This window comes from Pseudoalteromonas sp. TAE79 (assembly GCF_000498015.1).
GTDB lineage: Bacteria > Pseudomonadota > Gammaproteobacteria > Enterobacterales > Alteromonadaceae > Pseudoalteromonas.
This window is the reverse complement of the sequence record NZ_AUTL01000073.1, coordinates 14,695-40,625: the sequence shown is the minus strand read 5'-3', so window position 1 is coordinate 40,625 and position 25,931 is coordinate 14,695. Positions and strand designations below refer to the sequence as shown.

Here is a 25,931-nt window from a genome sequence, read left to right as displayed (position 1 = left end):
GCTAAGTAAAAACTGAGCAACAAAGAGTTAATCGTCCCTAGAAAGAACCCAAAGGGCAGCACATGTTTGGTCTTTATGCTGCGTTATCGCCTATTTATGGGGAATAACCACACTACATAGGCTCCGCCTTGCCTAAAAACCAAACATGCTGCTGCAAAATCAATCACGAAAGGTCAACACGCCCTAGGTAAGTTAATAACGAGTCGGTGGCTTTGCTGGCCACTGGCCCAGTATTTACGCTCAAAAGGCGTAATTGCATCGTTTGACTCATAAAGTGTTACATCGCAAGGGTTGCCTGTTAATTCAAGCGCCCGAGCAAACTCCTTGACGTAAATATCCCAATTGCTGCGCACTTCTAATTTTCCACCTAACTTAACGATAAATGGAAAAATAGCTGCGCCATGCCAGCGCCTACGAATATGCTTAGATTTAGGCCACGGGTTTGGATACAACAAATAATGGTGCGTAGGTTGCCAATTAGCAGCAACCGCTAAACGCCAAAAGTCATTTAAGTCTGCTTGCACTAAGATGTACTGACCACTGTCGGTTTGCTTATATTCAACATCGTGCTTATCTAAGCGGTGCGACGATTTATCAATACCGATTACAAGTGCATCAGGATGGCGCTTAGCTAAGTTAGCTGAGCTTTCACCTACGCCACAACACGAATCTAAAATAAGCGGGCCACTAAAGGCTTGTACTTTGGCATTAACCTCGTCAAATGCGGCTTGGGTATGAGCTGCAATTGGCTTTTTAAATTCAGCATCTAAGTGCTTATTTACTATTTCATCAAGCTTTTCGTGAATACCCGCTTGATTAGATACAATACTACGTGAATTTGCATCACTCATTAGTGTCTTAGCCCCACACCTTTTTTGATCAATGTAAGCGCCAATGTAAATAACGCTGTTATAAATACTAAAATAACCCCAAGAGCCACGCTCAAATCAACATCCGACACACCTAAAAAGCCATAACGAAATGCGTTAACCATATAAATTATAGGGTTGATTTGTGATACATTCTGCCAAAACTCAGGCAGCAACGTAATTGAATAAAATACACCGCCTAAGTAAGTTAATGGCGTTAGTATAAAGGTGGGGATAATGCTTATATCGTCAAAACTATTTGCGTAAATTGCATTAATTAAACCACCTAAAGCAAACACAGCTGAGGTTAAAATAACCGTCGCCATAATTACAAAAATATTATGAATTTGGATATCAACAAATAATAACGACACACAGGTCACTATAAAGCCCACCATAATACCGCGTGTCATACCGCCACCCATATAACCTAGAACAATGATGTAGTTAGGTACAGGTGCAACTAAAAGCTCTTCAATGCTTTTTTGAAACTTTGTTGAGTAAAAACTAGAGGCTACGTTGGAATAGGAATTAGTAATAACCGACATCATTATAAGGCCAGGTACAATAAACTCCATATAACTAAAGCCGCCCATATCACCAATACGTGAACCAATTAAGTTACCAAAAATAACAAAATATAAGCTCATCGTAATTGCTGGCGGTACTAAAGTTTGCACCCAAATACGTAAAAAACGGATACACTCTTTAATCCATAAACTCTTTAAGGCTACACCATATTTAAACATTTATTCGCCCCGCCCTTGCTCTAGTAATCCTACAAATAACTCTTCTAATCTGTTTGCTTTATTTCGCATACTCAACACAGTATTACCTTGAGCTGTTAATGCACTAAATACAGCATTTAGCCCTTGAGATTTAGCGACTTCCACTTCAACAGTATGATCGTCCGTCATCGTAAACTTATAACCTTCAAGCGTGACAGGGCTTGCTGGCACTTTTAAGTCTAAAATAAAGGTTTCTTTATCAAGTTTTGCAAGCAATGCTTTAATAGTAGTGTTTTCAACAATTCGGCCATTATCGATTATGGCGATGTTTTTACACAGTAACTCTGCTTCTTCAAGGTAGTGTGTAGTTAAAATAATAGTAACGCCTTGCTCATTTATTTGGCGTAAAAAATCCCACATTGAACGACGAAGTTCTATGTCTACCCCCGCTGTTGGCTCATCAAGTATAAGCAACTTAGGTTCGTGCATAAGGGCGCGTGCAATCATTAATCGACGTTTCATTCCGCCTGAAAGCGTACGAGCTTGCTTGTCTTTTTTCTCTAATAAACCCAGCTGTGCTAGGTATTTATCAGCACGTTTATGGGCTTCGCCACGTGGCACACCATAATAACCGGCTTGGTTAACCAGTATTTGGCTAAGCGTTTCAAACTGGCTAAAGTTAAATTCTTGCGGCACTAAGCCTAAATGCGCTTTTGCAGCTTCTAAATCAGTATCAATATCACAGCCAAATACTTCTACTTTGCCTTTTGTTTTATTAACAAGTGACGAAATAACACCAATAGTGGTTGATTTACCGGCTCCATTTGGACCAAGCAAAGCGAAAAAATCGCCCTCTTCAACTTGTAAATCAACGCCTTTAATTGCCTCAACACCATTTTTATAAACCTTGGTAAGGCCTTCTATATTTAAAGCAATATTTTGCTTATTCATTACTTACCCTCACCATAACCCCAACGTTTTGTTAGGTTATGCTCAATGTTTAAATGATCTAAAATTCTCGCCACCATAAAATCAACTAAGTCTTCGATACTTTGTGGCTTATGATAAAAACCAGGTGCGGCTGGCATAATTGTTACCCCTAGACGAGATAACTTAAGCATGTTTTCTAAATGAATTTCGTTAAATGGTGTTTCGCGAGGCACTAAAATGAGCTGTCCGCGTTCTTTAATTACCACATCAGCGGCGCGCTCTAATAAATTATCAGACGCCCCCACTGCAATTGCAGAAACCGACCCGGCACTACATGGGCATACTACCATTTTTTTAGGAGCAGCAGAGCCCGAAGCCACAGGGCTAAACCAGTTATCTTTACCGTATACTTTTAGCTGTTCAGGTTTGGCATTAAACAGCGTACTTAACTGCTCTGTGGCTTTATCTTCATTACCAGAGAGCTTAATATTTGATTCTGTATCAAGCACCACGCGTGCTGCACTTGAAATGAGAACGTAGACCTGAAATTGCTGCTCTAGTAATACTTCAAGTAACCTAAGCCCATAAGGCGCACCCGATGCACCACTAAATGCGAGCGTAATTCTATCTTTAAATTGCACACTATTCTCCGCTGTATTTATCAGCTAAGCCATCAACAAGGTGTTGATGAAGGCCATTAAAACCGCCATTGCTCATAATTAAAATATGTTGATTAGGCTCAATATTTTCAAGCACTGTATCAATAATTGTTTGTGTGCTGTTAAAGCACTGCATGCCTGCTTTATCTGCTTGCTCTTTTAGCGACCAATTTAGATTCTCTGGTTCAAAAAGGAGTACGTTGTCAGCATCACGTAATGAATCTAATAATGTATGTTGGTGTACGCCCATTTTCATGGTGTTTGAGCGCGGCTCTAAAATAGCGATAATTTTTTCATCGCCTACTTTTGCGCGCAATCCTGCAAGCGTAGTTTTAATTGCTGTTGGGTGATGCGCAAAGTCGTCATACACTTTAATATTATTTATATCCGCCTTTAGCTCCATACGCCTTTTAGGGCTAATAAACTCTCCTAAAGCATCAATACTATGATCAATGGCTATACCCACATGGCGCGCTGCTGCGATAGTCATAATCGCATTTTGAACGTTATGCTCGCCTATTGCTTGCCAACAGACAGTGCCCTGCTTTTCGCCATTAAGTAATACATTAAACTCACTTCCATCGGCTTTTATTAATTCATAGCTCCAATCATCGCCTAGCGTTTCGCTTTCGCTCCAAAGCCCTTGTGCTATTACGTCATTAAGCGCTACGTCTTGCTTTGGCCAAATTACCTTGCCGCTTTGAGGTAATGTACGCATTAAGTGATGAAATTGTTTTTTTATTGCGTTTAAATCTTCAAAAATATCAGCGTGATCGAATTCAAGATTATTTAAGATAAGTGTACGCGGGAGGTAGTGTACAAACTTACTGCGCTTATCAAAAAAAGCTGTGTCGTATTCATCGGCTTCAATAACAAAAAATGGCGTTTCACCCACTTTTGCCGATACACCAAAATTTTGCACTATGCCGCCAATTAAAAACCCTGGTTTTAAACCTGCGTACTCTAATACCCACGCAAGCATACTTGCTGTGGTTGTTTTACCATGCGTACCAGCAACCGCAAGCACCCAAGAATCTTGCAGTAAGTTATGCTTAAGCCACTCAGGGCCAGATGTATAAGGCAGACCTTTATCAAGCACATATTCAACACATGGGTTACCCCGGCTCATTGCATTACCAATAACGACCATATCTGGCTTTGGCTCTAATTGAGATACGTCATAGCCTTGAGTTAGTTCAATGCCAAGCTCTTCAAGTTGCGTACTCATTGGTGGGTAAACGTTTTGATCGGAACCCGTTACTTTATGACCCAACGATTTAGCAATGGCTGCAATACCACCCATAAACGTGCCACAAATACCCAAAATATGTATATGCATATACTTTCCTTAAATCGTATGCTCACTTTACAGCTATGCAAAGTTTAATGGCGCTATAATGCCAAAATTCGTGCTTAGTTACCATTGCGAGTAAGCATTTCACTCGTGCCAAAATGACCACTTGATAATAAAAAAGCCTTCTTAATTAGAAGGCTTTTTCATTAGTCATTATTTGCTACATCATTAAAAATACTATCAAACCTATACCGAGCAATAAACGATATATCACAAATGGCAACATACCCATTCGCTCTATTACTTTTAAAAACATAAATATACAGGCATAAGCCGATAAGAACGATAACACCACACCTAGTAATAATGTATTCCAATCAACCACATGGTCACCCAAAGCAAGCTCTGCAGTATAATAAAGCCCCATCATAGAAATAATTGGAATTGCCAGTAAGAACGAAAAACGCGCTGCGCTTTGCTTATTCATTCCAAGCATTAAACCAGCAGTCATCGTGATACCTGAGCGAGAAGTTCCCGGGATCATTGCAACAGCTTGTGCAAAACCAATAATAAGTGCTGTTTTCCAATTAAGCTGATAAATAGTTTTAATTTGCTTACCTTTTACATCCGCGTACCAAAGCAATAAACCAAACACAATTGTGGTAGTAGCAATTACCCAAGCGCTTCGTAGGTACAACTCTATAAAGTCTTTTAAAAGTAAGCCTAAAATAGCGGCAGGCACAGTGCCTAAAATTATCCACCAACCTAGCTTACTATCATCAGTAGTACCCTGTGCTCCAAAGGATTTAAACCACGCACTGAGTATGTCGACGACCTCTTTGCGAAAATAAATAACAACGGCAATTAAAGTACCAACATGTACTGCCACGTCAAACGCAAGCCCTTGATCTTCCCAGCCTAAAATTTGCGATGGGAGAATTAAGTGCGCAGAACTAGATATTGGTAAAAACTCAGTAAATCCCTGTATGAGGGCTAAAATAATTATTTCGATGATACTCATGGGTTAGAAAACTCCACCTTCCATAGCTTTTGTTGAGGGTTATTATATTCATTCCATAACTGCGCAATCGTTTGTTTAGCTACAGGATGATAGAAATCTGGGGCAACCTCGCTAAGAGGTTGTAATACAAATGCGTTTTTAGTTATTTCATCTCGTGGTAATTGTGCTGGAGAAGCGCAAATTACATCATCATAAAATAGTAAATCTAAATCGAGCGTTCGTGGACTAAATTTTTTATCGTTCGCTGTGCGTCCATTATCACGCTCTATTTGTTTTAATAAAGCGCATACATCAACAAGCGACATATCAGTTGTAGCGCCAACGACTGAATTATAAAAATTATTGCCAGCAAACCCAACTGCTTCACTTTCAAAAACAGACGAGTGTACAATATGTTCAAAGTGCTGCTTAAGTGCAATTAATGCACATTGTATATAATGCGCTTTATTTATATTTGACCCTAGGCTGATATAAATTTGAGCCATTTAGTCAGTTGCCTTAACACGTGTAATTTCAACACCTACAGTTTGCGCTTGTGCTACTGCTGCTGGTTTACTTACTCTTATAGTAACTTGTGGAGTATTAAACTCGCTTAAAATAATATGCGCTAATTGTTCAACTAAAGTTTCTAGCAACTCTACAGGTTTTAAAGTGCAGTGCTCAATAACTCGCTCACTTACTTTTGAGTAATCGAGTGCTAAATTAATATCGTCATTTTCAGCTGCAGGCTTAATATCGCTTAGCATTTCAATATCAAAATAAAGGCTCTGTTTACTTTCTTTTTCAAAGTCGTACACTCCAATAATAGTGTCGACGTGCAATTGAGATATAAAAACCTTATCCATTGATACTCCAAATAACAACAAACTACTAAGCAACTATACTAAGCATCAATAAAATTAATACTGTATATGGTTTAGCCAGTGTTTAAATATGTAAAAATAACTTCTACAATAGCAAAATAACTAAACTAGCTATTAAATAGCCTGTTAATAATTTTTACGATAAATTTTGCTGCCAATAATAGCCTAAAAGCACTATCAATTGGTATAGCAATTAAAAAATAAGGAAGCGCGTGTTAGCCACTATAATGTTTGTTTTAGCTTATTTACTTGGGTCGATTTCGTCGGCTATTTTAGTGTCGCGGTTGTTCAAACTCCCAGACCCTCGTAATAGTGGTTCTAATAACCCAGGAGCTACAAATGTTTATAGATTAGGCGGAGCATTTCCGGCTTGCTTGGTTCTAGTGTTTGATATTTTAAAAGGCACTATTCCGGTATGGGGGGCTTATTTTTTAGAAGTTGAACCTTTAGAGCTTGGTTTAGTCGCAGTAGCTGCTTGTTTAGGTCATATGTACCCACTGTTTTTTAGCTTCAAAGGCGGTAAAGCCGTAGCAACGGCATTTGGCTCATTATTACCTATTGGCTTATCATTGGCAGGTTTACTTGTGTGTACTTGGTTAGTTATAGTGGCAATAACACGCTATTCATCACTGGCGGCGCTTGTAGCTGTATCTTTAGCGCCCTTGTATACATGGCTAATAAAGCCACTTTATACTCTTCCCGTTACTTTTATCACGCTGTTAATTATATTTCGTCACCGTACTAATATTATTCGATTATTTAGTGGGGAAGAACCAAAAGTGGGTGCTAAAAAAGCACCCAACGATGAAAACAAAAATATCTAAAATATGAGTCATTAAATCGGCTCAAGGCTATCTATAGGCCAACGAGGTTTTGTTTTCATATCAAGCGTGGCAAATTGCCCTGCTTTTAAACGTTGCATTCCGGCATAAGCAATCATTGCACCATTGTCGGTACAAAATTCAGTACGCGGATAAAACACTTCGCCTTTCATACCTTTCATTACGCGTTCGAGCTGCAGTCGAAGCTGTGTATTTGCACTCACACCACCGGCGATAACCAAACGCTTAATACCTGTTTGTTTAAGCGCACGCTTACACTTAATAACGAGGGTATCAATAACCGCAGTTTGAAATGCATGCGCTATATCAGCTTTGGTTTGATCGTCGTCGTCATTTTCACGAATCGAGATTGATGCCGCTGTTTTTAAACCACTAAAACTAAAATCAAGACCTGGCTTGTCGGTCATAGGGCGAGGAAATACAAAGCGCTTTGCTACGCCTTGTTCAGCCATTTTAGCTAAGCGCGGGCCACCGGGGTAATCAAGACCAAGTAACTTAGCCGTTTTATCAAAGGCCTCGCCTGCGGCATCATCAACTGACTCACCTAGTACTTCGTATTGTCCAATACCCGCTACTTTAACCATCATGGTATGACCGCCCGATACAAGCAATGCAATAAACGGAAACTCAGGGGTATTTTCCTCAAGCATCGGAGCAAGTAAATGCCCTTCCATGTGATGTACTGCTACCGCAGGTATATCCCAACCGTATGCTAATGAACGACCAATAGACGTACCTACCAATAAGGCACCAACTAGACCTGGGCCTGCTGTATAAGCAATACCGTCTAAATCTTCAGGGCCACAACCTGCTTGTGCGAAAGCTGCATCTATAAGTGGTAATGTTTTACGAACATGATCGCGCGATGCAAGTTCCGGCACTACACCGCCGTAATCAGCGTGTACTTTTACTTGGCTGTATAATTGATGAGCTAACAAGCCTTTTTCGTCATCATATATTGCAATACCCGTTTCATCACATGACGATTCAATGCCTAAAATTCGCACTGTACTTCTCCTGCCTTTTAAATTCTACTTTGCTACTTTTATAACGTAAGACCAATATTTGTTTGGCCATCTTCAAGGGCAAACTTTTTTAGTGCCTTTACGCTATCAGAGGTAATACGCCCCATATTTTCTACAAAATCAATTAGCTCACCTAATACTTCAATTTCGTACTGCATTAATGGGTGCTCTCTCACTGCTGTGTTATCAGCAATCTCACCTTCAACCGTCATTTGATATTCAATAAAGCGAGCCACTGTTGCTTGAGATATTTTGCTCACACTAATGAACTCTTGCTCATCTTGCGCCACTAAACCATGCATTAAGCTAAGTAAAGACGTTGCAGCATCAATAGCAGGATAAGTACCAAACATATCAAAATCAGCAAGTTCAGGAACATTTGGCTCTATTTTTTCAACTTGTTTTTCGAGATCTATTTTACTTTTAGGCAGTAATATTTTTTCCCAACAAACATTAAGCGAATTACGTAATAAGGTTTCATCACCAAACCCCGTTGCTTCGCTAAATAAACCGTAATTTGGCAGCATTCGCTCTATTAAAGCACTTGCTAAGACGGCCTTTTGTAAATAGTTAAGCTCTCTAATACGCTGAAAATTATTTGCTTTAGTCATTCTTTAACGTCTCACACGACCAACAAAAATCAAATGTTGATCCATTATGCTCATTACAATTAGGGAATACCCAATCTGGAGCGGATTGTTTTACTTGTTGATAGTTTACCAATATTTGCCGCGCATGGCGCTCTTTTATCGCATAAACCTGCACACTAACTTGCGCCTGATCATATGGGATTTCTCCAAGCGCCCCTTGGAGCATCTCGCCTTTAATTTTACACTCTATTCCAGCAGTTTGTATTAAGCCTTTTACGATATTTGCTTCCAAGGTATTTTCAGCTTTATAAATTGTAACCCATTGAAAAGAGCTATCTGTTGAATTGTTATTATTAATATTTTGCAATATTCACCTCATTTATTTTGTGTTAACAATATCCTGCGCTAGATTATTAGCATGCTGTACTTTTAAGGAATAAACATGACACTAACAACCCCTGGCTTACTTTTCCCGGCCATATCGCTGCTATTACTGGCCTATACAAACCGATTTTTAGTTTTAGCGCAATTAATTAGGGAGCTAAATGCACGTGAAGGTGAATCTATTCGGCCTGTTGTAGTGGCTCAAATCACTAACTTACGTAAACGTATTAAGCTAATTAGAACGATGCAAGTGTACGGGGTAGCCTCTTTTCTACTGTGTACACTATCAATGTTTGCATTATTTATTGAGTTTAATGCCACAGGAATTATTTTATTTGGCATTAGCTTAGCTTGCTTAAGTTTATCGTTATTAACGTCTTTATTTGAAATACATATTTCCTGTGATGCAATCGAGATAGAACTACAAAGCATTGAAAATAAACCACTAAGTAGCCGAATAAATAGAAATTTTGTAAAATAGTTTATTATAAATAAAACACTCTATTATTTGTCACAATCATGTTGTATGAATGCCCCTTTTTGGGGCGTACTTTTTTATTAATTAGAACAATTTAATCCAAATATACTAACTAACTTACTGACTACAAATAAGTTTACTTAGCTAGCCCATTGCAAAAACATAGATAAAATACAATAAACAACTAGTTATGAATTTAAAAAGCAATACTATTTGGTCGCTTTTCTCTTTAATTAATACTAAAAGGGGGGTATCCTGCTGGAAACACGTATGAACTTACAAACGTATTTCAATATAGAATTTTACTAAACTTTAGAATAAAAATTAATATATTTGATGTCCGTGGTATCTGCGACTTACTTATAAAAAGGGACTATAAAGTGAGATTTGAACAATTAGAGCAATTTGTAGCACTTAGTATATTACGTCATTTTAGACAAGCTGCTGAACAAACCCAAATTAGTACTTCAGCGCTAACGCGCAGCATTCAAACACTTGAGGATGAAATGGGATATGAGTTAGTAAAACGCTCAACACGCTCTGTTAAATTAACGCCAGAAGGCGAGCTTTTTCTAGAATATGCTAAAACGACCCTATCGGAACTTGAGCTAACGAAAAAGCGGATTTTTCAATCAGTAAACGGTAATGCCAATGAAAAGCTCGTTATTGGGTATACCAATAAGGCAAGCAGCATAGTACCTATTTCTTGTGGACAGTTTTTAGCTCAATACCCTCATATAAAAATTGAGATGCAGCTACAAGATCAGCAAGAGCTAACGCGCAAACTCCAACAGGGTGAAATAGATATAAGCGTATACTCTCAAGCTATTAACAGCATTGGTAGTGACATTCACTTACCAGATCAGCTTGTATTATTTGTTTCAAAAAACCACCCTCTTGCCCATAAAAACGATATAAGTAAACAAAACCTTGATAGCTACCCGATGTTTGGCTGTTTCTCTGAGTCTAAACAAGTACAAACTATGCTTAATGAAGCGATTGATTCTTTAAATAAATCATCAAGTATTAAAGTGGGCAGTATTGAGCAAGTAATGGCAAGTGTAGTTAAATCAGATCATTTTGCTATTGCAAGCATTGAACATGCTAATGCAATCGCAGAGAATTCTGAATTAGTACAACTTAAAACAAATAAAGGTTTAAACCACGAACAACTCGTTGTACAAACAAGCCAACAGACGTCGATTACTGAACATGTAGAGCATTTACTATCGCTTATAAAAAAAGCGGGTGCTGCATTTAGCTAATCTGATGTTTCAAAAAGTGCGGCACAATAAACAGTAGCTTTTAATAGCTTTTCGGCTACACTGTCGCACCTTTTTTAAACAGCTGATGTGAATGAACACACTTTTTGGTCCTGATGTCTATTTAGATGATATAGAACGCCAAGGATATACCGTAATTCATAACGCGCTTATTGCCGATTTAGTTAACGATTTAGTTGCAGACTGCCACCGTATAAACCCTCACTTTAGCCTTGCTGGTATTGGTCGATTAAATGACTTACAAATAGATAAAGCCGTACGTACTGATAAAACCTATTGGTTTGACGGCAGCTCTCAAGCACAGCTTACCTATCAAGCAATAATGCAAAGTATAAAGACCACGTTAAATCGCAGTTTTTTTATGGGGTTATTTGATTACGAATGCCATTATGCAAAATATACACAGGGTGATTTTTACAAAAAGCACTTAGATGCATTTAAAGGTCGCTCTAATCGAGTATTTACAACGGTACTTTATTTAAATACGCCTAAGCAAGGTGGCGAACTTGTTATTTATAAACCTAAAAGTAAAGAGATAGAAATAACAATTAAACCAACTGCTGGCACATTAGTAATGTTTGAAAGCGAACGCTTTGCCCACGAAGTACTTCCCGCCNGATCGCTATTCTATTGCAGGCTGGTTTAGAAAAAACGCCTCTATTAGCGGCATTATTGATCCGCCCCGATAACTCCTAATAGAGCATTTTAACAGCCTTTATTGAGGTTTTTAAAATGCTATTGGGTATGAAAGTAATAACCCTATAAAGATAGCCAAACCCACGTAATGATTATTTAAAAACGCTTTAAAACAGGCATCTCTTTCACGTTTATGAATAAGCGTTTGTTGGTATGCCAATAGGCCCGCAGCAATACTTAAACCAACGCCAAACGCGACACTTAAATGATTGCTTATACCAATAAAAGCAACCAACGCTATAAATACAGCATTAAGTAAAAAGATAATATGGCGGTCGTATTTACCAAATAAAATAGCGGTTGATTTTACCCCTATTTTTAAATCGTCGTCCCTATCAACCATCGCATACATGGTGTCGTAAGCCACTGTCCAGCAAATATTGGCTATAAATAATAACCATGCCTGCTGTGGTAGTGCATTAATTGAAGCCATATACGCCATAGGAATAGTCCAACCAAATGCAGCCCCTAAAACAACTTGAGGTAACTGTGTATAGCGCTTCATAAAGGGGTAACAAAAGGCTAAAGCCAAAGCTCCAAAAGAAAGCAAAATAGTATTAACGCTAAGCATTAATACTAAAATGAACGCAATAACTATGAGTAGTAAAAATAGACTAAGTGCTTCACCACTACTCACCTGCCCTGAAGCTAGCGGCCGTTGAGCTGTGCGTTTTACCGAGCCGTCTATTTTTCTATCTGCAAAATCATTAATTACACACCCTGCGCTACGCATAACAACAACGCCCAGCGTGAATATAATAAGGTTGAGTAAGCTCGGCATCCCACTATTAGCAAGCCATAAAGCCCAGTATGTTGGCCAAAGTAATAACAAGGTACCAATGGGCTTATCTATACGCATTAACTGTATATAATAAGGAATATGTTTTGGCTTTAAAGCGGCTAATTTCATGAGTATAAATATGCTCCTGGTAAAAACACTTCACACACTAAAAATTTATATTCTCGTAGCGAAAACACACTTCGACGACCGAGTAAGTTTTGTTTAGATAAATTTAATTGAGACACCAACTGCTGCAATGAATGCTCGCTGTTAAAACATGCTATTTCTATATCAGTACGCACTAATTGAGAGTCTTGAAAAATAACATCACCAAGAGGTCGATTTCCCATGTTAAGCAGAGGATTATGCGATTTTTTTTGTCGTTTATTGTCGGGTAGCCAACTTTGTGCGTAGACCATTGGCTTATCATCACATAACAAAATCACTTCTCTATTTAGTGCCGATACTGCTGTGCAACTAAGTAATTTTTGTTGCTCAATCGATAAATCAAACGTTTGCTCACTAAGTACTTTTACAGAGAAGTTTTGCGATCGACTTTTTAATTTAGCCGTTAATGAATGAGGCTCAAATAGCCAATCACGCTCAGTCGCTGTTAAGCCGCTTACTTGTGAAGTATGTTGCCAGTTGGCAGACAAAGAAATAGGGAAAGTAGTCACAATTGCTCCAATTAAATAAAAACCGGAGCAATAATAACATTGCCAATGCATTTGAAAAAGTGATGATTTACTGCCTTAAATAACTAAGATAAATAACTGCTTGGCGCTGTTTATTACACACCATTGGGTATAAACTATTTACAACAGGTTTTTAGAAACGCTTTAAATATGAAAAAAATAGTATACGCAGGTCTTTTTACATTCTTTGTAAGCGTTATAAGCTTTACAGCTCGAGCTGAATCCACAGTTGGTTATTTTGGTTTTGAGCCAGATATAATTACTAACTATATTGGTCCATCAAGTAAAAAAATGGGCTATGTGCGCGTAACTATAGATTTAATGCTTAATGACACTTCAGATATTGCAATAGTAGAGCACCACACCCCTTTACTGCGCGATGCCCTAGTAGAGATTTTATCTAAAGAACCAGAAGAGAAAATAAAATCACTTACTGGTCGAGAAGAAATACGTGCAAAGTGCGCCGAAAAACTAAAAAGCCTGTTAAAAGAAGAAACAGGACAAGAGATCATCCGTGAAGTCTTGTTCACTAAATATTTATATCATTAGTATTTAACGGTTAACGATTTGCGTTAAATATTTTGGCGGTATAGGCAAAAGCCATACCGCTAACTAATCCACCTAAGTGCGCCCAATTAGCCATGCCAACAAATAATACATCTGCAAAACCTAGCACCAGCCAAATCAACATAAAACCAACAATAGCCGTACTAACTAGCGCAGGTTTATTAGGGTTTAAAAAACTATGAATCCAACAAAAACCTAGTAACCCATACACCACACCGCTTAGGCCGCCAAAATTCGGGCCAACCATTAAATATTGTGCCCAATTACTAATAAGTGCAGTCACTAAAAACAAGCCTATTAAACTTAGTTTTCCGCATTGTTTTTCGATATTGTCACCAAGCGACATCCACCAAATTAAATTAAACACTATATGCATCGCGCTAAAATGTACGAGGGTGGGCGTTAACCAACTTAAAGGCTGCGTAGGTTTAAACTGCATCATGGTGTAAATGGTCTCAAAACCACCTAGTAAAAAAGCAAAATAAATTATAACGCTTACAATACTTACAGTTTGATTTAACCAGCTGAGCGCTTTAAATCGCGCCATAAGATTAAGTGATTGCCCTTGATATTTAAGCGGCGACTGTGTGCTGCCTACATCCCAAGATGCTTGCTGGTATTTTTCATGATTAGGATTTTGTGTAAACTCAACCCATAAAGGCTGAACTTGATGAAAGTCCTCCTCAGCCACACTAATGACGACATTACTACCATCTGCTGAGTGTACCTTTGCATCTAGGCCTTGGCTTTTTAAATAGTCTATAAAGCCCTGTGCTGCACGCGGGTTATTTAAACTGCCAAGCTCTATCATCGCTCTACTTTCTCGCTGTAAGCAGCTTCCCAAGCTGTAAAGCCGCCATCCATACTGTAAACGTCTTCAAAACCTTGCTCAACTAAGTAGCTAGCTGCGCCTTGTGAGCTCATACCGTGGTAGCAGACAATAATAATTGGCTGATCGAATTCTTTTTCCATCATAAATTGTGCGATATTACCGTTAGAAAGTGCTTCTGAGCCTGGAATGCGACCGGCTTGATACGAATTAGGATCGCGAATATCTGCAATTACCACGTCTTCTTTATCTAAAAGCTCTAACGTTTGCGCTATAGAAATATGTTTAAATGCCATTGAAATCTCTTTAATTAATAGTATAAAAAAGGCGGCTAAAGCCGCCCTTCTTGTAATTTAGTTAGGAACTAATCCCAGTTTAAAATTACTTTACCTGACTGACCTGAAATCATCATATCAAAGCCAGCTTGGAAGTCATCCACAGAATATTGATGTGTAATGATTGGGTTTAAATCTAGGCCAGATTGAATCAAACTTGCCATTTTGTACCACGTTTCGAACATTTCGCGACCGTAAATACCTTTAATCACTAAACCTTTAAAAATAACTTGGTTCCAGTCAACTGCCATATCAGATGGTGGAATACCCAGCATGGCAATTTTACCGCCGTGGTTCATATTATTAAGCATTGAATTAAACGCGCTTGGCACACCTGACATTTCAAGGCCAATATCAAAACCCTCTGTCATACCTAGCTCTTTCATTACATCTTCAAGCTTTTCATTGGCAACGTTTACAGCGCGTGAAGCCCCCATTTTACGTGCTAAATCTAGGCGGTATTCGTTTACGTCGGTAATTACAACGTGGCGAGCACCAACATGTTTTGCAACAGCTGCTGCCATAATACCAATTGGGCCTGCACCAGTGATAAGTACATCTTCGCCAACTAAGTCAAACGATAGTGCGGTATGAACTGCGTTACCAAATGGGTCGAAAATAGAAGCGAGTTCGTCAGAAATATTATCTGGAATTTTAAATGCGTTAAATGCAGGAATAACTAAATATTCGGCAAACGCACCTTCACGGTTTACACCTACACCCGTTGTATTACGGCATAAATGTACACGCCCTGCACGACAATTTCGACAATGCCCACACGTAATATGCCCTTCGCCAGATACGCGGTCGCCAACCTGAAAGCCACGAACTTCTTGGCCCATATCAACGACTTCACCAACATATTCATGGCCAACAACCATAGGCGTTGGAATGGTTTTACTTGCCCATTCGTCCCACTTGTAAATATGTACGTCGGTACCACAAATAGCTGTTTTGCGAATTTTAATCAGTAAGTCGTTATGACCTACTTCTGGCTTTGGTGCATCTGTCATCCAAATGCCCGGTTCTGCTTTTAATTTTGATAATGCTTTCATAATCCACACTCAATTAAAAAACCGAAGCGAGGCTTCGGTTTAAAATAAAATTAAATAACGCCCATTTCTTTACCAATACGGGTAAATGCATCGATAGCTGTATCGAGTTGCTCAATACTATGTGCCGCTGAAATTTGTGTACGAATACGCGCTTGCCCTTTTGGTACTACAGGGAATGAAAAACCGGTTACGTAAATGCCTTCAGCAAGTAATTTATCAGCCATTAACGAGGCTACTTTGGCATCTCCTAGCATTACGGGGATAATTGCATGATCTTTACCTGCACACGTAAAACCAGCAGCTTCCATTTGCTCACGGAAATATTTAGCATTTGACCAAAGTTTAGCGCGAAGCTCGCCGCCATTTTCAAGCATTTCAAGTACTTTAATTGATGCAGTAGCAATTGAAGGCGCTAATGAGTTTGAGAACAAGTATGGGCGTGAACGCTGACGTAACCATTCAACAATTTCTTTTTTACCTGATGTATAACCACCTGAAGCACCGCCCAGCGCCTTACCTAATGTACCGGTGATAATATCTACACGGTCTAATACATTACAGTACTCAGGTGTACCCTTACCGTTTTCGCCAACAAAGCCAACTGCGTGAGAGTCATCTACCATTACAAGCGCATCATATTTATCGGCTAAGTCGCACACAGCTTCTAAATTACAAATAACGCCGTCCATAGAAAACACGCCATCGGTAGCAATTAGTTTAGTTTTAGCACCGGCTTCGTCTGCTGCAATAAGTTGCTTCTCAAGATCAGCCATGTCGTTATTTGCATAACGAAAACGTTTAGCTTTACATAAACGTACACCGTCAATAATTGATGCATGATTTAATGAATCAGAAATAATAGCGTCTTCTGCGCCTAAAATAGTTTCGAACAAACCTGTATTTGCGTCAAAACATGAAGAATATAAAATAGTATCTTCTGTTTCTAAAAACGCACTGATTTTTTGCTCTAGTGTTTTATGGATATCTTGCGTGCCACAAATAAAACGTACTGAAGCCACACCAAAACCATGATTATTTAAACCATTTTGCGCCGCTTCAATTAACTCTGGGCTATTAGCTAAACCTAAGTAGTTATTAGCACAAAAGTTGATTACTTTACCTGATGCAACTTCGATTTGAGCTTGCTGCTGGGACTTAATAATACGTTCGTTTTTATACAAACCTTCGGTTTTTACGTCTTCAATTTGCTGTTGTAACTGGCTAAAAAAAGCAGATGCTCTCATCTAGGTTCTCCATCTATTTGAACAGGTAAACAACCGCACTTTCACGGCTGTTTATTATGCGGGGTATTGTAAAAGTTTAATGGGTAAAATGCACGGTTTGCAGTTCGTCGCAAACACCCTAAGTTGGAAGGAATTCCTGCCAGTTTACAGGCTGTTTATTTATGTGTTTAAAAGTGCAGGTAAACTACTTATAGAATCGATAATTAAATCAGCTTCTTGCTTAGCGCTTTCGTCAAAGCTTTGCCCTGAACGCACTAAAACACGGGTAGTGATCCCTGCTTTTTTCGCAGCCTGCATATCACTGAGTTTATCGCCCACCATAATACTGCAAGCAGGGTCGATATTATGCTCTTGTATGCCTTGTAATAACATACCTGGCGCAGGCTTTCTGCAACTGCACTCTTTCAAATATTCAGGGCCCGCTTTTTTAGGGTGATGCGGGCAAAAATACACATCGGTAACTGCAATGCTGTGGGCACTAAACTGGTCTTTCATCCACTCGGTCAGTGCTAAAAAATCAGCTTCGGTGTAATAACCTCGACCAATTCCAGATTGATTAGTGACGATTATGATTTTATAGCCTGCATCATAAAATGTTTTACAAGTACTAAAAACACCGTCAATAAATTCAAATTTATCGCTTTGATACACATAACCATGATCAACATTTACCACGCCATCTCGGTCTAAAAAAAGCGCTTTATTTTTTTGTTGTGCATTCATTACAAAGACTCTTTTTGTACAACATGGTCAAACATCGCTTTTACATCATCAACTGTAATTTGGCTCATTAAATCATCGCCTTTTACGCGTGTCCCCCACGGTACTTGCTCAGCCGTTTTACCTGTTTGCTTAAACAAGTTTTGATGATAAACCTCTACCACGTAGTCTTGATATAAATAAGGACCTGTGCGTGCTGGATTTGAATGTGCATATAAACCAATAACCGGCGTACCAACTGTTACTGCCATATGCGCAGGACCCGTGTCGGGGGCAAGCACTAAGCTGCCACGCTTTAACACGCACAACAACTCTTTGAGTTTTGTTTTACCTACTAAATTTAAAATAGGCGTGTTGCTGTGCTCAATAATGCTATTTGCTAGGTTAATTTCAAGCTCTGTTGGACCACCCGTCAATACCACCTTAAAGCCTTGCTCGCTTGCATAATCAGCCAATGTGGCATAACGATCAGCGAGCCAATTACGCTGCGCTTTACTAGCTGCGGGCGATATTACTAATAGTTTATTAGTTAGGTATTCTGGTGTTAGTAACTCATCTGCAACCGCTTGGTCTTGCTCGGTATATGGCATGTTCCAACTCGGTTTATAATCAGAAACACCAATGGCTTTTGCAAAACCTTTAAAGCCTTCAAGAACGTGCGCCTGAGCTTGTGGATCTATTCGTTTATTAATAAATAAGCTATGTAATTCTTTTGAACGAGCCCTATCGAACCCTATTTTTACTTTTGCAGGAATACAACGCGCTACAAACCCAGCCCTTAATGCAACTTGCATATTAAGAAGCACATCAAACTTTTGGTTGTTGAAGCGTTGCTTTAAGCTTTTAAGCGCTGCTTTGCCTTGCTTTTTATCAAATACCACCAGCTCAACACCCTGTAAGTCAGCAAGTAACATGGCTTCTATTTTGCCAATTACCCAGGTGATTTTCGCATTCGGGTGTGCTTTTTGAATGGCTTGTACAGCACTCACACCATGACATACGTCACCAATGGCAGAGAGTCTTAATATACAAATAGATGAATAATTAGGAGCTTGAGTCACACATTCCCTTAGGTATTTAATACAAAAGCCGATCTTAAATTATAATCACGCTATTGCAAGCACTTATCCTGCGCTTTAAAACGCGCTAATATAGGCCTATTATTTAGCAATTACACAGAGCTATGTTTAAACAACACATGCAAGGCAATCACACTGTATTAAGCCACCCTAAATACACAAGCCAAATTACCCTCGATTGGTTTGATACAAATTATTGGCAACAACAAAATAAAATTGTGGGTGCTAAAAAAGGCAGAGCAACAGCATGGTTTTTTAAACAAGACAAATTAACAGCCGTACTTAGGCATTATTGGCGCGGTGGTTTAGTGGGTAAATTGCTAAGCGATCAATATTTATACCCAGGGCTTGAAAAAACCCGTGTGTATAAAGAGTTTAGCTTAATGACTAAGCTTATAGAGCTTGGTTTAAACGTACCCACCCCTATTGCAGCTAAAGTAACCCGCAGCGGGTTAATTTATCGTGGTGATATTATTACCGAGGCCGTTACAGGTGCTAAAAGTGTACTCGACATATTAATTGAACGTTCATTGACTGAAGATGAGTTGGAGCGCATTGCTAAAACAATCGCGCTATTTCATTCAAAAGGCGTTTACCACGCTGATTTAAACATTAATAACATTTTATTTAATGATATTGGTGATGCGTATATTATCGACTTTGACAGAGGTGAAATAAGAACGCCTAACCCACAGTGGCAACAAAGTAATATAACACGCCTTGAGCGCTCATTTTTAAAAGAACAAGGTCGAAATGATGTATTTAATTGGCAAGTGAATGACTGGCAAACTCTGCACAGCAACTACTTCAAAGCGCTCGCCAATATCAGTTAACCTAATATCAGTTAACCTAATATCAGTTAACCTAATATCAGTTAACTTAGTTAGCCAAAGCTAAATACTGCAGAGCAACCTGCTCTGCCTGTACTTGTTTTAGAATATCTGCGTTTTCTACATTTGGCTTATCTGCTAGCACCTGCATAACGGCATTGGCTAATGCCTCACTTTGTTGAACGGGTACTAAATATTTACTCAGCTCGCCTGTTAATATCTCGCTTGGTCCAAATGTACAATTAGTGCTAACTACCGGAGTACCCACCGCTAAAGCCTCAATTAATACCGTTGGCAGCCCTTCAAAATCAGAGCTCAAAACTAAAGCTTTGGCATGCTTAATCCAGTTGTATGGGTTTTGTTGAAATCCAGGCACTACTAACTGTTTATCTATGCCATATTGCTGTGCAAGCTTTAACGCTTTTGCAGGTTTATTACATAAAAGGACTAACTTGTATTTTTTATCAAGCTTTGCAAATGCTGCAAATAATATATCGTGGCGTTTTTGTTTGGCGAGCCTTCCTACATGAATTAAGTAAGGCTCATTTGGGATGTCGTTATTTTTCTCATTTGCTTGTTGGTTTATTTTTTCAAAATCGAACGGGTTATAAATAGTCGCGATTGCACTTGGGTTAATTAAATCCCCTTGTGTTATTTCTTTTTCAACACCCTTTGATACGCAAATAAGTGATTTACCATTTAAGTTTTGCTTACTTTTTTTAAGGTATAAATATGAAAATGGACCTAACTTTTTTTGACGGGCAAGTTCTGAATTGACGGAGTTATGAATAACAAAGTGAACATTTTTGATATTACTACGTGCAAGTAAATTATTACTTCTATCAAGGTTAGAAAGCACTAGGTCAATATTGCCAATCTCGCTTTGTTTTTTTTCAAACCACGCTTCTAATCGCAAAATACTATTTTTTCGCTGCCAGAATCTATCTACTTTAGATGCTCTATCAGGAAAAAGGCTGTCAACTTTAACTATATCAGGAATGTCATACTCAGCGTTGCTCGCAAGAGATAATATAGTGACATTGTGCTGTAGTTTCGCCATTTTATCAGCCAAAGTAAGCATTACTTTTTCAGCACCACCACCTACTAGTGAATCAATTACAATCACTATATTCATAAGCGATCTCCTACAAGCATATTTTTTATACCGGTAGTGATCACGTCGAAGCTATGTGTACTATCGAGTTGCTTATACTTACCAATAAATTCACTATAAAAAGGCTCGGTAATAACTTGAGCTATTTTCGTTGTAATTTCATCAATATCAAGATTCGCTTTTATTACAACACCTGCATTAACGCAATGATCCAAACGTGTATTTTGATCTTTTGAGATAGCACATGCCACAACAGGGGTTTGAACTGCAATTGCTTGCAATAAAGTATCTCCACCACTAAGTAATGCGACTTTAGCTTGGCTCATTAATGCCAAAAATTCGGTTCCTTGCAGGCTTGATAAACAAGTAACCTCATCACTTTTAGGAATTGCTTTATTATAATTTGCACCAAACACAACAACTGCTTTTAAACCAGTATGCTTAGTAATTTTAAGCGCGGCTTTAAAGTAAACCTCAGCACAATTAAGATTATTTAATATATGCCCGCCAGAACCCGCATTAACAATAAAATAGCCATCAGATACTAAGTTATAGCGATTTAAAACATCACGTTTTTGCTCACAAGAAGCAAATGGAACAAAAGGGCCTACATTACGAGGGTGTGCCAAGGGAAACATGTCTAACTTCGCACTTTCAGCCCATGTAAGTGGCTCAATACAATAATCAGGCTGTACAACCCAATGTGTATCAATTAAATTAATCCTGTTTAGCTTCAATCCCTTAGCGCGTTTTTTTGCATGCTGAGAAATAAATACAACTTTAGCGCCTACTTTTTTAGCCGCTTTCATATGCCCTGCACGTCCTGCACAATCAAAAACAACGACGTCAGGTTTAAATTGCTCTATAAAGTCGCAAACAGAATCAAGCTCTTTAGTCGCTGAGTGTTCAAGCAATGTGGCTTCAAAAGGACACTTTTTTGCGTAGCTTGTATGCTTGTTTAGTATGAAGTGAATATCGAGAGAATCAGTAAGTTCTGCCTTTAAACTTTGAGCCAACAACAACGAGCGCATATATTCACCAATGCCTTCTGGTGATGATACGGGAATAAATAAAAGTCGTTTGTTGCTCATTACATTCTCAATTTCCTATTTGAACTCCAGTATACCAATCAGATACTTATTACGATAGCTAGGTTACATTTTAATATATTAAATTAGCTCTATAAATTTGATTATTTACTGCAATAACAAGCTTAGGTTGATAAACTTAGCCGCAATCTAAATCACAAGGATCTGAACTTTGCGAAACAGAATTTTTCTACTTTCTACTCTTTTTTGCGCTATGAGCGCGTCAGTTAATGCTGAACCATGGGTAAAACCCGATGATTACGGTCTTAGAGCTGATATTCAACAATTAGCTGATGCAGGTGTTATTTTAGCTCCTGTAACTACCTATCCGCTTATGTGGAAAAGTTTTATAAGTGATGTGCAAAGCATGCCGCTTGAGCAATTATCTCCAAGCTTGCAAGATGCTTTACTTCGCGTTAAGCATCGATATAAATCAGAAAATAGCAGCTCGCATAGTCTTCAATTATCAGCTTTTGCAGCCACAGATCCGATCATAGCAACAAGCTTTGGTGCAACAAATACACAAGAAACAGAGCTTTCAGCAGCTTACGCTTATTTAGGCGATAACTTTGCAGCTAAAGTAGCTATAAATTACAGAAAAGACGGTAAAAAATGTTTAGTTGATGGAAAAACGACTGATGATATAGCCACTGATGAGCAAGCTTTAACTGATTGTAACGACACCTCATTTGATGACAGCTACTTAGCATATCGCTTAGGTAACTGGATTTTTAGAGCGGGTGCTGTGGAACAATTTTGGGGCCCAGGTGTTGATAACAGCTTAATTATGTCTGGTAATGCAAAACCACTCCCTGCATTGAGTGTTACTCGAGAAAAAAGTACCGCTTTTGAAACACCATGGTTAAGTTGGATCGGCCAATGGGGCTTTACTGCACAAATGGCAAAGCTTGAATCAACGCGTGTTGTTCCTGATACTTTACTTTGGAGCAGCAGATTAAACATTCGTCCAATACAACAATTAGAAATTGCCGTGAGCTGGTCTGCTCAATGGGCTGGTGACGGACAACCTGGATCTGCAGGAGACTTTATTGATGTTATCACTGGGCAAACAGCATGTATTGATGGCAATGATAGTTGTGATAGTCAGTTAGAATCAAAAATTGGTAATCAGTTAGCGGGTATTGACGTTCGTTGGTCAGATACACTTTTTAATCAACCTTATGCTGTATATGCCAGTACAATTGGCGAAGATGCTAGTTCTCAGTTTAAACCAGCCGATAGAGCCTATTTGTATGGTGTGCAAACTACACAACGAATATACGATCAAAGCGTATTAATAAATGTAGAGTATATAGATACAAGTGTTTCATGTTCAGCTGAGTCTACAAATGAAAATTGCTACTATGAGCACTCAGATTACAAATCTGGTTATCGTTACCACGGCCGTACAATTGGTTCAACTTATGATAACGACGCCCAATCAGTTGTTTTAACTTTATTAGGCCAGCTGTCGAATGGTAATGATTGGCAGGTAAAACTGCGCAGTGTTGATTATAATAGTGACAATCGCGATCGTTATCCTAACAATCCTGACTTAGGAAATACAATTACTAAAACAGGGTTTAACTCTAAACAGCTAGAAGTACGTTACAGAATGCTTTCTATGGGCGGCCGCGTCACTTTAGGTGCTTTTGCATCAAACAATGATGACGTAGATAATGATACATCGGCATTTGCCAAATATGAATACAACTTTTAATACGTTACTTTTAATAAAGTAACGTATTAAAATTAAAAAAGGGATGAAAACACCGTTTTCATCCCTTTTCTTTTTAATAAGTAAAATCAGTAGTTACTGTTTTATTTTACTAATCACTTTTGATGTTGAGCACCCATCTAAAAACTCAAGCACTTCAACTTTTCCGCCATGGCGAAGTACATGTTCAGCACCCGCTATTTGTTCTACGGTGTAGTCGCCACCCTTAACTAAAATATCAGGACTTATTTGCTCGATTAATTTAGCGGGTGTATCGTTTTCATCTGGACTGCCAAACGGAATAACCCAATCAACTGATGAAAGTGCGCTAAGTACCATTGCACGCTCATCTAGCGGGTTAATAGGACGATCTGCCCCTTTTAAACGCGTAATAGATTCATCATTATTTAATCCAACAACGAGTCTATCGCCTCGTGCTTTAGCTTGTGCTAAATAACGCACATGCCCAGCATGTAAAATATCAAAGCAGCCATTAGTGAATACAATTGTTTCGCCATTTTGTTTGGCAAATTCAATATGTTGAAGTACATCATCAAATGGTGTTTGGTAATGCTCGCCGGTAGTATGTAAATACTGACCAAGTTTACGACTTAACTCTTCTGGCGAGACCGTTGCTGCACCAAATTTACTAACCGCTATACCTGCCGCTAAATTAGCAATTTCGACAGCATCTTTTGGTTCCATGCCCGCACCAAGCATAACCGCGAGTGTCGCTATAACCGTATCACCGGCCCCAGTTACATCGCTTACTTCAAGCTCTTGTGCTGCAAAATCAAACTTTTCATCTGCATCAATTAACGACATACCTTGCTCAGAACGTGTAAGTAACATGGCTTTAATGCCATTTTTGCTAATTAAATCACGCGCACTTGCTGCTAAAGCCTCTTCTGAATCGGTTTGACCGCCCGCTGACTTAAACTCATGTAAATTAGGTGTAATGTAATCAGCACCTTTATATAAATGTAAGTCAGGTGATTTAGGGTCGATTAAAACAGTTTTTCCAGCGCCCTTAGCTAGGCTTACCATTTCTTTAATTAAGCTTAAAGATCCTTTGCTGTAATCAGAGAACACAATAAAGTCGTATTCATCTAGTACAAGCTCTAAGCGGTTTAGTAGTAATTGACTATGTTGCTCAGTAAACGTTTCTTCTAAATCAAGGCGAACTAGTTGCTGATGGCGACTAATAACGCGCATTTTAGAAATAGTCGGTAAATCACACACACTGACTAATTGTGAGCTTATTTTTTCACCTTTTAAAATGGTCTCTAAAATCTGCCCACTTTCATCTTCGCCAATTAAGCCCAGTAAGCCAACTTTTGCATCTAACCGTGCTATATTTTTTGCAACGTTAGCTGCACCGCCCGCTTTGTCTTCAAATTTACTTACTTTAACAACAGGTACTGGCGCTTCTGGCGAAATACGCCCTGTGTCGCCATACCAATAACGATCTAGCATTACGTCGCCAACAACTAATATACGTGCTGCCGATAAGTTTTTTAATAACGATAAATCCATTACTGCTGCTCCGCAACAACCATATCCATGGCTTCACATAACCAGTGACCTATAAACATGTGAGCTTCTTGAATACGTGCTGTTTCGTCATTTTTTATAATAATAGGTAACTTAGCAATATCTTTTACTTTGCCGCCATCCCGCCCTGTTAAAGCGACTGTAAAAGCACCTAGTTTATTTGCGGCTTCTAATGCTAAATTAATATTGTTGCTAGTACCTGATGTAGTTAAACCAATCACTAAGTCTTCTGGTTTACATAGCGCTTGAACTTGACGTTCAAACACCGTATCAAAGTGATAATCGTTGCTGTGTGCTGTTAAAATTGATGTGTCGGTGGTCAGTGCCATAGAGGCAAGCGGACCACGCTCTAATTTATAACGCACTACAAATTCCGCTGCTAAATGCTGTGCATCGGCTGNCCGCCGTTACCAAACCATACAATCTTGCCACCAGCTTGTAATGCACTATGGCATGCTTCTAACAATTGCATAGATTCTTGATGATAAGCCTCCATCGTTTCAAATAATGCCTGATGACGGTTTAATGTTTCAACGTAGCTAGTTGCCACTGAATCGATAATTGACATGAAAAAATTCCTCTTGGAACTGAAATGGCAGGAAAAATTAAATTCATTATTCCATAATTTTATTTAATTGTGTGTATTTTATCGGGTTATAAC

The 25,931-nt window shown here is 38.7% G+C and carries 28 protein-coding genes and 2 pseudogenes; 7 read left to right on the top strand and 23 right to left on the bottom strand.

All coding sequences use genetic code 11. From position 1 onward, the window contains the following. Window positions 1-173 precede the first annotated feature (173 nt). The 8 genes from L655_RS0103085 to folB all read right to left on the bottom strand — a co-directional run bounded on the left by L655_RS0103085 (window position 174) and on the right by folB (window position 6,346). Window positions 174-851, bottom strand: coding sequence for an SAM-dependent methyltransferase (locus tag L655_RS0103085; RefSeq protein WP_024604061.1), 678 nt, complete (start codon window positions 849-851; stop codon window positions 174-176). After that, window positions 851-1,618 carry an ABC transporter permease gene (locus L655_RS0103080; protein WP_007584748.1) on the bottom strand — a complete coding sequence of 256 codons (768 nt, stop codon included), beginning with the start codon at window positions 1,616-1,618 and terminating at the stop codon, window positions 851-853. The genes L655_RS0103085 and L655_RS0103080 overlap by 1 nt, the downstream gene beginning before the upstream one ends. Beyond that, a complete protein-coding gene (locus tag L655_RS0103075) occupies window positions 1,619-2,548 on the bottom strand; it encodes an ABC transporter ATP-binding protein (protein WP_024604060.1) in 930 nt (309 codons plus the stop codon). Beyond that, window positions 2,548-3,168: a flavin prenyltransferase UbiX gene (locus tag L655_RS0103070; RefSeq protein WP_002961027.1), complete on the bottom strand. Its 621-nt coding sequence runs from the start codon at window positions 3,166-3,168 to the stop codon at window positions 2,548-2,550. The genes L655_RS0103075 and L655_RS0103070 overlap by 1 nt, the downstream gene beginning before the upstream one ends. A 1-nt stretch (window position 3,169) precedes the next feature. Beyond that, window positions 3,170-4,525 carry a UDP-N-acetylmuramate:L-alanyl-gamma-D-glutamyl-meso-diaminopimelate ligase gene (mpl, locus tag L655_RS0103065; RefSeq protein ID WP_024604059.1) on the bottom strand — a complete coding sequence of 452 codons (1,356 nt, stop codon included), beginning with the start codon at window positions 4,523-4,525 and terminating at the stop codon, window positions 3,170-3,172. Between the two features lie 175 nt (window positions 4,526-4,700). After that, complete coding sequence (locus L655_RS0103060; RefSeq protein WP_024604058.1) at window positions 4,701-5,501, bottom strand: undecaprenyl-diphosphate phosphatase; 801 nt, start codon at window positions 5,499-5,501, stop codon at window positions 4,701-4,703. After that, window positions 5,498-5,986: a 2-amino-4-hydroxy-6-hydroxymethyldihydropteridine diphosphokinase gene (gene folK / locus L655_RS0103055; protein WP_024604057.1), complete on the bottom strand. Its 489-nt coding sequence runs from the start codon at window positions 5,984-5,986 to the stop codon at window positions 5,498-5,500. The genes L655_RS0103060 and folK overlap by 4 nt, the downstream gene beginning before the upstream one ends. Next, on the bottom strand, window positions 5,987-6,346 hold the full coding sequence (gene folB, locus L655_RS0103050) for a dihydroneopterin aldolase (protein WP_024604056.1): 360 nt from the start codon (window positions 6,344-6,346) through the stop codon (window positions 5,987-5,989). Between the two features lie 230 nt (window positions 6,347-6,576). Between folB and plsY the strand changes: the two genes are divergently transcribed. Next, window positions 6,577-7,188, top strand: coding sequence for a glycerol-3-phosphate 1-O-acyltransferase PlsY (plsY, locus tag L655_RS0103045; protein WP_024604055.1), 612 nt, complete (start codon window positions 6,577-6,579; stop codon window positions 7,186-7,188). An 11-nt stretch (window positions 7,189-7,199) separates the two neighbouring features. On the opposite strand, the gene tsaD is transcribed toward plsY, so the two are convergent. Genes tsaD through L655_RS0103030 form a run of 3 tightly spaced genes read right to left on the bottom strand, consistent with a single transcriptional unit; the run spans window position 7,200 to window position 9,188 of the window. Further along, complete coding sequence (tsaD, locus tag L655_RS0103040; protein WP_024604054.1) at window positions 7,200-8,213, bottom strand: tRNA (adenosine(37)-N6)-threonylcarbamoyltransferase complex transferase subunit TsaD; 1,014 nt, start codon at window positions 8,211-8,213, stop codon at window positions 7,200-7,202. A gap of 38 nt (window positions 8,214-8,251) precedes the next feature. Continuing rightward, a complete protein-coding gene (locus L655_RS0103035; RefSeq protein ID WP_002961040.1) occupies window positions 8,252-8,842 on the bottom strand; it encodes a YjaG family protein in 591 nt (196 codons plus the stop codon). Continuing rightward, on the bottom strand, window positions 8,835-9,188 hold the full coding sequence (locus L655_RS0103030) for a DUF2007 domain-containing protein (RefSeq protein WP_024604053.1): 354 nt from the start codon (window positions 9,186-9,188) through the stop codon (window positions 8,835-8,837). The genes L655_RS0103035 and L655_RS0103030 overlap by 8 nt, the downstream gene beginning before the upstream one ends. Before the next feature lie 75 nt (window positions 9,189-9,263). Here L655_RS0103030 and L655_RS0103025 point away from each other — a divergent pair, with 75 nt between their 5' ends. The 3 genes and pseudogenes from L655_RS0103025 to L655_RS01000000124965 all read left to right on the top strand — a co-directional run bounded on the left by L655_RS0103025 (window position 9,264) and on the right by L655_RS01000000124965 (window position 11,655). Next, window positions 9,264-9,686, top strand: coding sequence for a DUF2721 domain-containing protein (locus tag L655_RS0103025; protein WP_002961042.1), 423 nt, complete (start codon window positions 9,264-9,266; stop codon window positions 9,684-9,686). A gap of 377 nt (window positions 9,687-10,063) precedes the next feature. Continuing rightward, complete coding sequence (locus tag L655_RS0103020) at window positions 10,064-10,948, top strand: LysR family transcriptional regulator (protein WP_024604052.1); 885 nt, start codon at window positions 10,064-10,066, stop codon at window positions 10,946-10,948. 91 nt (window positions 10,949-11,039) lie between these two features. Beyond that, window positions 11,040-11,655 (top strand): annotated as a pseudogene (locus L655_RS01000000124965) (2OG-Fe(II) oxygenase). Between the two features lie 38 nt (window positions 11,656-11,693). Here L655_RS01000000124965 and ubiA read toward each other — a convergent pair. Further along, on the bottom strand, window positions 11,694-12,572 hold the full coding sequence (ubiA, locus tag L655_RS0103010) for a 4-hydroxybenzoate octaprenyltransferase (RefSeq protein WP_024604051.1): 879 nt from the start codon (window positions 12,570-12,572) through the stop codon (window positions 11,694-11,696). Then, entirely contained in the window at window positions 12,569-13,120 is a 552-nt protein-coding gene (locus L655_RS0103005; protein ID WP_024604050.1) for a chorismate lyase, read from the bottom strand. Before L655_RS0103005 ends, ubiA begins: the two co-directional genes overlap by 4 nt. Window positions 13,121-13,288: 168 nt before the next feature. Between L655_RS0103005 and L655_RS0103000 the strand changes: the two genes are divergently transcribed. Next, complete coding sequence (locus tag L655_RS0103000) at window positions 13,289-13,687, top strand: flagellar basal body-associated protein FliL (protein ID WP_024604049.1); 399 nt, start codon at window positions 13,289-13,291, stop codon at window positions 13,685-13,687. 10 nt (window positions 13,688-13,697) lie between these two features. On the opposite strand, the gene glpG is transcribed toward L655_RS0103000, so the two are convergent. The 6 genes from glpG to L655_RS0102970 form a co-directional block, all read right to left on the bottom strand. Next, the gene (gene glpG / locus L655_RS0102995) at window positions 13,698-14,516 is read right to left on the bottom strand and encodes a rhomboid family intramembrane serine protease GlpG (protein ID WP_024604048.1); all 819 of its coding nucleotides are present in this window, start codon (window positions 14,514-14,516) and stop codon (window positions 13,698-13,700) included. Further along, the gene (gene glpE / locus L655_RS0102990; RefSeq protein WP_010554397.1) at window positions 14,513-14,830 is read right to left on the bottom strand and encodes a thiosulfate sulfurtransferase GlpE; all 318 of its coding nucleotides are present in this window, start codon (window positions 14,828-14,830) and stop codon (window positions 14,513-14,515) included. Before glpE ends, glpG begins: the two co-directional genes overlap by 4 nt. 68 nt (window positions 14,831-14,898) lie before the next feature. Further along, window positions 14,899-15,924, bottom strand: coding sequence for an L-threonine 3-dehydrogenase (tdh, locus tag L655_RS0102985; protein WP_024595694.1), 1,026 nt, complete (start codon window positions 15,922-15,924; stop codon window positions 14,899-14,901). A 50-nt stretch (window positions 15,925-15,974) separates the two neighbouring features. After that, window positions 15,975-17,168 carry a glycine C-acetyltransferase gene (locus tag L655_RS0102980; RefSeq protein WP_024604047.1) on the bottom strand — a complete coding sequence of 398 codons (1,194 nt, stop codon included), beginning with the start codon at window positions 17,166-17,168 and terminating at the stop codon, window positions 15,975-15,977. Window positions 17,169-17,327: 159 nt separating this feature from the next. Next, entirely contained in the window at window positions 17,328-17,891 is a 564-nt protein-coding gene (gene gmhB / locus L655_RS0102975; protein ID WP_024604046.1) for a D-glycero-beta-D-manno-heptose 1,7-bisphosphate 7-phosphatase, read from the bottom strand. Next, window positions 17,891-18,949 (bottom strand): glycosyltransferase family 9 protein, encoded by a 1,059-nt coding sequence (locus tag L655_RS0102970; RefSeq protein WP_024604045.1) that lies wholly within the window; start codon window positions 18,947-18,949, stop codon window positions 17,891-17,893. Before L655_RS0102970 ends, gmhB begins: the two co-directional genes overlap by 1 nt. Window positions 18,950-19,071: 122 nt before the next feature. Between L655_RS0102970 and L655_RS0102965 the strand changes: the two genes are divergently transcribed. Beyond that, complete coding sequence (locus L655_RS0102965) at window positions 19,072-19,800, top strand: 3-deoxy-D-manno-octulosonic acid kinase (protein WP_024604044.1); 729 nt, start codon at window positions 19,072-19,074, stop codon at window positions 19,798-19,800. 46 nt (window positions 19,801-19,846) lie between these two features. Here the strand turns inward: L655_RS0102965 and L655_RS0102960 are convergent, their stop codons facing one another. Both L655_RS0102960 and L655_RS0102955 read right to left on the bottom strand, forming a co-directional pair. Then, entirely contained in the window at window positions 19,847-20,932 is a 1,086-nt protein-coding gene (locus L655_RS0102960) for a glycosyltransferase (protein ID WP_024604043.1), read from the bottom strand. Then, window positions 20,929-22,002 carry a hypothetical protein gene (locus L655_RS0102955; protein ID WP_024604042.1) on the bottom strand — a complete coding sequence of 358 codons (1,074 nt, stop codon included), beginning with the start codon at window positions 22,000-22,002 and terminating at the stop codon, window positions 20,929-20,931. Before L655_RS0102955 ends, L655_RS0102960 begins: the two co-directional genes overlap by 4 nt. Before the next feature lie 211 nt (window positions 22,003-22,213). Here L655_RS0102955 and L655_RS0102950 point away from each other — a divergent pair, with 211 nt between their 5' ends. Continuing rightward, window positions 22,214-23,719 carry a capsule assembly Wzi family protein gene (locus L655_RS0102950; RefSeq protein ID WP_050582180.1) on the top strand — a complete coding sequence of 502 codons (1,506 nt, stop codon included), beginning with the start codon at window positions 22,214-22,216 and terminating at the stop codon, window positions 23,717-23,719. A 93-nt stretch (window positions 23,720-23,812) separates the two neighbouring features. Here L655_RS0102950 and hldE read toward each other — a convergent pair whose 3' ends face one another. Next, window positions 23,813-25,252, bottom strand: coding sequence for a bifunctional D-glycero-beta-D-manno-heptose-7-phosphate kinase/D-glycero-beta-D-manno-heptose 1-phosphate adenylyltransferase HldE (hldE, locus tag L655_RS0102945; RefSeq protein ID WP_024604040.1), 1,440 nt, complete (start codon window positions 25,250-25,252; stop codon window positions 23,813-23,815). Next, window positions 25,252-25,838, bottom strand: a pseudogene (locus L655_RS01000000124960) (SIS domain-containing protein). The gene hldE and the pseudogene L655_RS01000000124960 overlap by 1 nt, the downstream one beginning before the upstream one ends. Between the last annotated feature and the right edge of the window lie 93 nt (window positions 25,839-25,931).